Source organism: Streptomyces sp. NPDC014907 (assembly GCF_055562975.1).
The window spans coordinates 311,836-319,363 of record NZ_JBVHEG010000001.1 but is presented as its reverse complement, the minus strand read 5'-3'; the positions used below and the strand labels follow the sequence as shown (position 1 = coordinate 319,363).

Below are 7,528 nucleotides of genomic sequence, written 5' to 3'. Positions count from 1 at the left end.
CGGCCGGGGGGGGGGGGGGTTGGGGGGGGGGGGGGGGGGGGGGGGGGGGGGGGGGGGGTGGGGGGGGGGGGCCCCCCCCCGGGGGGGGGGGCCCCCCCCCCCCCACCCACGGCTCCGGTCAGGGCTTGCCGCGCCGTCCGCGCAGCTGTTCCGCGATCGGCTTCAGGGACTCGTGGAGGTCGCCGAGCGCCTCCGGGGTGAGCTGGTCGATGAAGTGCCGGCGCACCGACTCGACGTGGTGCGGGGCGACCTTGTGCATGGTCTCCATGCCCTGGTCGGTGAGGACGGCGTAGAGGCCGCGCCGGTCGGACTCGCAGTTCTCGCGCCGTACGAGTCCGGCGCTCTCCATCCGGGTGATCTGGTGGGAGAGCCTGCTCTTCGACTGGAGGGTGGCCGAGGCGAGGTCGCTCATGCGCAGCCGGCGCTCGGCCGACTCCGAGAGGTTCACCAGGATCTCGTAGTCGTTCATCGTCAGGCCGAAGGGCTGGAGGTCCTTCTCCAACTGGTACGCCAGCATCCTCTGGACGTCCAGGAAGGTGCGCCAGGCACACTGCTCGCCGTCGGTGAGCCACGGGGTGGCCGTCTCGGTCTCCATGTATGGATTCTACCTAAGAAGTTGAATTCTTGACGAAGTCTGGGAGCGTGACGCCGGGCACCCGGTGCCCCGCCCGGACGGCGGCCCCGGCTCCGCCACCGGCGCGGACGTCCGGGGCGTCACACTCCGCAGACTACCGCTCACAGCCCGAAACGACGCTGGAGGTCCCCCAGCTGGCCGGGAAGGCGCGGTGCCGAACCCTGCTGACCCTGGCCCGATCCGTACCCTCCGTGACCGCCCGGCACCCCCGGCTCGGCCGGCGGCTGCCCGGCGGCCCGCTCCGCCATCAGCAGCTCCGTCGACTGGAGCAGGACCGTCCCCGCTCCCACGAACTCGAACTGGTGCTCCTCGCCCGACGTGCCGCCGAGTCCCGTCAGGGACCGCAGGCCGCCCATGACGCCCGTCAGATAGCCGTGGTCGTAGTGGTGGCAGGGCGAGGGGCAGTCCGCCCAGCCCACCAGGGCCTGCGGGTCCACCCGCAGCGGCGGCTCCATGAAGACCACCGGCCCGTTCGACGCCGCCACGAACTTGCCCGTGCCGATCAGCGTCACGAAGCCCGGCACGATCGACTGCTTCAGCGCCAGGGTCGGCTGGTAGGCCAGCAGGTTCCCGGACCGGATCGTCAGGTTGCCCTCGTCCAGGTCGTACGAGTTCACGTCGAACGCCCGGTCCGCGAGCAGCATCTTGCCGCTGCCCTCGGCCACCACCCAGTCGCTCGCGTGCAGCGGCGAGTGGAAGGACGTCCGCACCAGCCGGTCGAGCCGCCCGTGCCCGATGCCGTTGAACTCGATCCGCCCGTAGTAGGCGATCATCTTGCCCTTCTGGAGGAACCACGGGGAGCCCTTGAGGTCCACACAGAAGGTGTACGGGTTGACGTTGTCGTCCGACGGCAGGGTCTGCGGATCGTGGATGACGGGGGTGCTCACAGCTTCTCCTCCGATGCCTGCACGTACACCGTGCCGCTGCCGCTCAGCTCCAGCTGGAACGCCTCGCCCGAACCGCGCCCCACCATGTCCCGCCAGCCGAGCGCGGTGGAGAGCTTGTTCCGCACGTCGCCGCGGTGGGCCACGTACGCCTGCGGGTCGACGTGCACCGGGCGGCCCGGGGCGATCGGCAGCTCGATCACGCCGCCGTGCGCCATGACGGCCACCGAGCCGTGGCCCTTCAGGGTGGTCGTGAAGAGGCCCTGGCCGGTCACCTGGCCCCGGACCAGCCCCATGACCCCGCCCTGCGAGCCCATGAACATCGTGCCCTGCTCCAGGGACCCGTCGAAGGCGAGCAGCCGGTCGGCCTCGACGTACAGGGTGTCGCCGGACAGCGCGATCACCCGGACGTGGTGGCCGCCGTGCCCGAACATCACCGTGCCGCTGCCCTCGACCGTCATCAGCGGGGTCGCCTCGCCGGCCACCCGCCGGCCGATCATCGACATCAGGCCACCCTGACCGCCCGCCGTGTTCGGCGTGAAAGTGACGTCGCCCCGGTAGGCCAGCATCGCGCCGCGCTGGCTGAACATCCGCTGACCGGGGACGACGGTCGCCTCGACCATCTTCGAGTTGATCTCGCGGAACGGCATCAGACGTCGCCCCCGATCGTGTTCCGCTCGCTGGGCTGGACGTACACCAGGCCGTCCCCCTCGAAGCGGATCTGGAAGGCCTCGCCGCCGCCCTCGCCCATGAGGGTGCGGAAGGTCACCCCCGACTGGAAGTGCTGCTGGAGGTTGCCCTGGTGGGCGATGTAGGCGCCGGGGTCGACCTGGAGCGGGTACTGCGGGGACACCCGCAACACCACCGCCGGGCCGTCCGACATGATCGCGGCCTGCCCCGTCCCCTCCACGGTCGTGGTGAAGAGGCCGTTGCCGGTGGCTCCGCCGCGCACGCCCGTGAAGGCGGTGCCGGTGCGCAGCCCCGCGTCGGCGCACAGCAGGTTGCTCGCCTCCACCCACAGCTTGTCGCCGTGCAGCGAGACGAGGTTGATCTCCGAGGCCCGGTCGGCGAACCAGCAGGTTCCCTGGCCCCGCACCTCCATCACCTCCATCTGCTCACCCGTGAGCCGGCGGGTCACCATGCCGCGCAGGCCCTCGCCACCCCCGCTCATCTTCTTGAACGCCATCTGGCCGTCGTAGGCGACCATCGAGCCGTTCTTGGCCTTGACGGCATCGCCGGTCATGGAGACGGCGAGCACCTTGCTGCCCTGGAGTCGGAACGTTGCCACGGGCCGACGGTACTGGGGACCCGCTTAAAGGGACAGCAAAGTCGGCGTGCACAATGGACGGGCCCTTGTGCATCCGTTCACAAGACCGAACGAAGGTGACCCCCTCCGTGGACATCAAGACCGCATCCTCCCTCCACCGGCTCCGGCTCGTCTCCGCGCCGGAGGCCGTCTCGTTCCTGCTCCTGCTGGTCTGCTCGGTGCTCAAGCGGACGACGGAGTTCAACGCGGTGCCCGTCATGGGCGCGGTCCACGGCCTCCTCTTCGTCCTGTACGTCCTCTTCTGGCTGGACGCCTGGAACCGGACCAGGTGGAGCTTCGGCACCGCCGCCCTGTACTTCGTCCTCTCGGTCCTCCCGCTGGGCGGCTTCTACGCCGAGCGCCGGCTGAAGCGCGAGGCCGAGGACGCGGTCATCGCGTCCCGCGCCCGCCGCGAGGGCACGGTGAACGCGTGATCGTCGCCTTCTCCGTGACTCCCCTGGGCGTGGGGGAGGAGGTCGGCGCGTACGTCGCCGACGCCGTCCGGGTCGTCCGGGAGTCCGGCCTGCCGAACCGCACCGACGCCATGTTCACCTCGATCGAGGGCGAGTGGGACGAGGTGATGGACGTCGTGAAGCGGGCCGTCGCCGCCGTCGAGGCCCGCGCGCCCCGCGTCTCCGTCGTCCTCAAGGCCGACATCCGCCCCGGCGTGACGGACGGCCTGAACGGCAAGGTCGCCACCGTCGAACGGCATCTGGAGGGCTGAGCGCCCTTCGCGGGAGAAAGCCCCCGGGACCGGTCCGCCGGCCCGGGGGCTTTCTCCTGCCCGCGCGGGGTCTTCCCGTGCGGGGTCCTCCCGCGCGGGGTCTTCCCGTGCGGGGTCTTCCTGTGCGCGCGGGGCTCTCGACGCCGCCGCCTCGGCGGTCTGCCGCGTCGCCGTGGTCCTCCCGCGCGGGGCTCTCCCGTCCGCCCGGCCCTGCCCGTCCGCCCGGCCCCGCCCGTCCGCGCCGGTCCGTCCTCCCGGGCCCCGGCCTCCCACCGGTTTGGGCGATCGCTCACGATCGGATAGCTTCGCCCGCAGGCGGTCTTGAGCAGTCGCTCAAGATGCCGGTCGTCGCCGGTACCGGTGTCTCCGCGGGGGAGCGCCACCGGATCGACGGCGACCGGACCTCCGTCCTCCCCGCCCCGGAGCGGCCGTGCTCCCGTTCCTCGCGCGGACGCCCCCGGCCGGCGCCGCGGCCGCCCGGTTCCGGGTGCGACATCGCGAGACCCAGCGGGGTCCGCTCGTACAGCACCTGGTGCCCGTACCGCCGGGAGGTCAGCAGCCCCGCGTCCCGCAGCACCGACAGGTGCGCGGAGACGGACGAGGGCGCCCGGCCGAGCAGGTGGGCGAGCGCCGTCGTCCCCATCGGTTCCGTCAGGGCGCACAGCACGTCCGCCCGCACCGGGCCGAGGAGCCGCCCGAGCGCCTCCGGGGTGCGGCCCCCGGCGTCCGTCCACAGCCCGCCGATCCCGCGCGCCGGGTACACCACCGCCGGCTGCCACGGCGGGTCGAAACCGCTCACCACGTCGGGCCAGGCGAACACGGACGGCATCAGGACGAGGCCCTGCCCGTCCAGCGGCCGTACGTGCTCGCCGTGGTGGTCCACCCGGAGCGTGGCCGTCTCCGCCGCCCAGTCGAAGGACGGGTGCAGCTCGCCCAGGAGCCGTTCGAGCCCGCCCTCCGCGAGCCGCCGCGAGTGGTACGCCACGTCCGCCTCCAGGAGCGCCCGCAGCCGGGGCCAGTCGGGCGCGACCAGCGCCTCCCACGCGGCCCGCAGCAGCCCGGCCAGCCGTTCCACCGCCCCGGCCGGGTCCGCGAGCATCCGCCGCCCCTCACCGGTGTCCGCAGCCCCGGGGGTCGAGGCCAGCGCCCGCTCGAAGTCGTCCAGGGCGAGCGCCGGATCGGTCTTCCGCACCGCCTCGATCTCCTCCTCGAAGGAGGCGGCGGGCCCCGGCGGCGGCGGGGACAGGAAGTCCGGGCTGTGCCCGCGCAGCGGCATCAGCAGGTGCAGCGGCGCTAGGTCGAGCCCCCGCGCGGCGCCCGCGATCCGCCGCAGCCAGGGCAGGTGGTAGCCCTGCTGCCGGGGCCGCGCGAGGACCCGCACGGCGGAGTACGTCTCCCAGAGCGGCGAGACCGCGAACCTGATCCGCAGCGGGTCGGCCCCTCCGAAACGCAGGTGGTACGGCACGGCGCCCGCGCTCCCTCGCCTCACGACATTCGTCCGGAGCCGAAAGTCTAGGGCGGGCCCCGCCCCGGCGGCACGCTGCCACCATGCCGACACCCGACGCCCCCGACGCGCTCCCGCCCGCCGGGGGCACGCCGCCGGCCCCGGAAGCGCCCACGCGCACCGCGGCCCCCGCGCCCACGAGGGACCCCGCGACGCCCGCGCCCGCCGGGTCCGCGCCCGCGTCTGCCGGGTCCGCGCCCGCCGGGGACCCCACCGTGCCCACCGCATCCACCAAGCCCCTCGCCACCCCCGCCGTGCCCGCCGTCCCTCCCGTCCCGCCGGGGTCCCCCGTGTCTCCCGGCTACCGGGCGGTCTTCCGGGTCCGGGAGTTCCGCTTCGTCTTCGCGGCGCACCTGTTCTCGCTGCTCGGCGTCGTCGTCAGCGAACTCGCCCTCACCGTGCTCGTGTACGACCTCACCCGCTCCCCGCTCCTCTCCTCCCTCACCTTCGCCCTCGGTTTCCTCCCCCACCTCGTCGGCGGCACGCTCCTCGCCGGTCTCGCCGACCGCCTCCCGCCCCGCCGGGTCCTCGTCGTCTGCGACCTCGTCTGCGGCGGCTGCGTCGTCCTCATGACCGTCCCGGCCGCCCCCGTCGCCGCCCTGCTCGTGCTGCGCTGCGCCGTCGCCGTCGTCTCGCCCGTCTTCCACGGGACCCGCGCGGCGACCCTCGCCGACGTGCTCGGCGAGGGCGACCTCTTCGTCCTCGGCCGCTCCCTCCTGCGGATCGTCTCCCAGAGCGCCCTCCTCGCCGGTTTCGCCGCCGGCGGCGTCCTCCTCACCGCCGTCCCGCCGCGCGGCGCCCTCGTCGTCACCGCCGCCACCTTCCTCGCCTCCGCGCTCCTCCTCCGCCTGGGCACCGTCCGCCGCCCCGCCCGGGCCGCCGGAGAGGCTCCGGGGAGCGGGCTCTCCGGCACCTGGGCGGTCCTGCGCGACCGCCGTGTCCGCGCCCTGATGGTGATGTCCTGGGTGCCGCCGCTCTTCGCCGTCGTCCCCGAGGCGCTCGCCGCCCCCTACGCCGACGAGGCCGGCGTCTCCACCGCAGCCCTCGGCCTGCTCATGTGCGCCCTGCCCGTCGGCACCGTCACGGGCGAACTCCTCGCCGGCTCCCTCCTCTCCGCCGCCGCCCGCTCCCGGATCGTGCTGCCGCTCGCGGTCACCGGCGTCCTGCCCTACCTCCTGTACGCCGTCGGGCCCGGCGTCGCGCTCGCGGCCGCCGCCCTCTTCCTGGCCGGGGCCACCGGCGCGTACACCCTCGGACTCGACGCCTGGTTCGTCGCCGCCGTCCCCGAGGAGCGGCTGGGGAGGGCCATGACCCTGATGACGGCGGGCATGATGACCGTCCAGGGGGTCGGCATGGCCGGGGCCGGGCTCGCGGCCGAGTTCCTGCCCGTGCACACGGTCGTGGCGGGCACCGGCGTCCTCGGCACGCTCTGCCTCCTCGCCGCCGCCGCCGAGCTGAGGGCGGCCGGGGCCGCCGGGGCGACCGAAGGACGAGACGGGGCTGTCGGCCATGTTCCCCATGGGTAAGGTCGTCGCGTGCCGAAGCCGCTCAGTCTCCCCTTCGACCCCATCGCCCGCGCCGACGAACTCTGGCAGAAGCGCTGGGGCCCGGTGCCCTCGATGGCCGCGATCACCTCGATCATGCGCGCCCACCAGATCCTCCTCGCGGAGGTCGACGCCGTCGTCAAGCCGTACGGCCTGACGTTCGCGCGGTACGAGGCCCTGGTCCTGCTCACCTTCTCCAAGGCGGGCGAGCTGCCGATGTCCAAGATCGGCGAGCGGCTGATGGTCCACCCCACCTCGGTGACGAACACGGTCGACCGGCTCGTGCGGTCCGGGCTCGTCGCCAAGCGCCCCAACCCGAACGACGGCCGCGGCACCCTCGCCACCATCACCGGCAAGGGGCGCGAGGTGGTCGAGGCGGCGACCCGCGACCTGATGGCGATGGACTTCGGTCTCGGCGCGTACGACGCGGAGGAGTGCGCCGAGATCTTCGCGATGCTCCGCCCGCTCCGGGTCGCGGCGCACGACTTCGACGAGGCCTGACCGCCGCGAGGGCCGCGACGGGCCCGTCCCGCGCGAGGACCGCGACGGGGCCCGACCCGCGCGAAGATCGCCCGGAACGTGCGTTTACGCTCGTAGCCATGAAATCCAGCGTGCTGACCCGCTACCGCGTCATGGCGTACGTGACCGCGGTCATGCTCCTCATCCTCTGCGCGTGCATGGTGGCCAAGTACGGCTTCCACACCGGCGAGGACCTGACCTTCGCGGTCTCGCAGCTCCACGGCGTCCTCTACATCGTCTACCTGGTCTTCGCCTTCGACCTGGGCTCCAAGGCGAAGTGGCCGTTCGGCAGGCTCCTCTGGGTGCTGCTCTCCGGGACCATCCCCTTCGCCGCCTTCTTCGTCGAGCGCAAGGTCCACCGCGAGACGCTTCCGCTGGTCGGCGACGCGCGGCCGGTTCCCGCCAAGGCGTAG

The 7,528-nt window shown here is 73.5% G+C and carries 9 protein-coding genes and 1 pseudogene; 5 read left to right on the top strand and 5 right to left on the bottom strand.

Features of this window, described 5'->3' with window-relative positions; translation table 11 throughout:
* Positions 1-118: 118 nt before the first annotated feature.
* The 4 genes from ACZ3IL_RS01380 to ACZ3IL_RS01365 form a co-directional block, all read right to left on the bottom strand.
* Positions 119-595, bottom strand: a complete 477-nt coding sequence (locus ACZ3IL_RS01380) for a MarR family winged helix-turn-helix transcriptional regulator (RefSeq protein WP_467385522.1) — start codon at positions 593-595, stop codon at positions 119-121.
* A 140-nt stretch (positions 596-735) separates the two neighbouring features.
* Positions 736-1,521, bottom strand: coding sequence for an AIM24 family protein (locus tag ACZ3IL_RS01375; protein WP_467385521.1), 786 nt, complete (start codon positions 1,519-1,521; stop codon positions 736-738).
* Complete coding sequence (locus ACZ3IL_RS01370; protein ID WP_467385520.1) at positions 1,518-2,168, bottom strand: AIM24 family protein; 651 nt, start codon at positions 2,166-2,168, stop codon at positions 1,518-1,520. Before ACZ3IL_RS01370 ends, ACZ3IL_RS01375 begins: the two co-directional genes overlap by 4 nt.
* The gene (locus tag ACZ3IL_RS01365) at positions 2,168-2,806 is read right to left on the bottom strand and encodes an AIM24 family protein (protein ID WP_467385519.1); all 639 of its coding nucleotides are present in this window, start codon (positions 2,804-2,806) and stop codon (positions 2,168-2,170) included. Before ACZ3IL_RS01365 ends, ACZ3IL_RS01370 begins: the two co-directional genes overlap by 1 nt.
* A 107-nt stretch (positions 2,807-2,913) precedes the next feature.
* Here ACZ3IL_RS01365 and ACZ3IL_RS01360 point away from each other — a divergent pair, with 107 nt between their 5' ends.
* Together ACZ3IL_RS01360 and ACZ3IL_RS01355 are read left to right on the top strand one after the other, a co-directional pair.
* On the top strand, positions 2,914-3,258 hold the full coding sequence (locus ACZ3IL_RS01360; protein ID WP_467385518.1) for a DUF3817 domain-containing protein: 345 nt from the start codon (positions 2,914-2,916) through the stop codon (positions 3,256-3,258).
* Positions 3,255-3,548 carry an MTH1187 family thiamine-binding protein gene (locus ACZ3IL_RS01355; RefSeq protein WP_401289571.1) on the top strand — a complete coding sequence of 98 codons (294 nt, stop codon included), beginning with the start codon at positions 3,255-3,257 and terminating at the stop codon, positions 3,546-3,548. Before ACZ3IL_RS01360 ends, ACZ3IL_RS01355 begins: the two co-directional genes overlap by 4 nt.
* 481 nt (positions 3,549-4,029) lie before the next feature.
* Here ACZ3IL_RS01355 and ACZ3IL_RS01350 read toward each other — a convergent pair.
* Positions 4,030-5,013 (bottom strand): annotated as a pseudogene (locus ACZ3IL_RS01350) (ArsR/SmtB family transcription factor); the annotation flags it as partial.
* A 254-nt stretch (positions 5,014-5,267) separates the two neighbouring features.
* Here ACZ3IL_RS01350 and ACZ3IL_RS01345 point away from each other — a divergent pair.
* From ACZ3IL_RS01345 to ACZ3IL_RS01335, 3 genes are all read left to right on the top strand, one after another.
* Positions 5,268-6,578, top strand: a complete 1,311-nt coding sequence (locus ACZ3IL_RS01345; protein WP_467385517.1) for an MFS transporter — start codon at positions 5,268-5,270, stop codon at positions 6,576-6,578.
* Between the two features lie 9 nt (positions 6,579-6,587).
* Positions 6,588-7,097 (top strand): MarR family winged helix-turn-helix transcriptional regulator, encoded by a 510-nt coding sequence (locus ACZ3IL_RS01340; protein ID WP_467385516.1) that lies wholly within the window; start codon positions 6,588-6,590, stop codon positions 7,095-7,097.
* A gap of 98 nt (positions 7,098-7,195) precedes the next feature.
* A complete protein-coding gene (locus tag ACZ3IL_RS01335; RefSeq protein WP_467385515.1) occupies positions 7,196-7,528 on the top strand; it encodes a DUF3817 domain-containing protein in 333 nt (110 codons plus the stop codon).

Excerpts from the sequence above, each read along its gene's own strand:
- ACZ3IL_RS01370 (WP_467385520.1), bottom strand. The coding sequence starts at position 2,168 with ATGCCGTTCCGCGAGATCAACTCGAAGATGGTCGAGGCGACCGTCGTC.
- ACZ3IL_RS01380 (WP_467385522.1), bottom strand. The coding sequence starts at position 595 with ATGGAGACCGAGACGGCCACCCCGTGGCTCACCGACGGCGAGCAGTGT.
- ACZ3IL_RS01335 (WP_467385515.1), top strand. The coding sequence starts at position 7,196 with ATGAAATCCAGCGTGCTGACCCGCTACCGCGTCATGGCGTACGTGACC.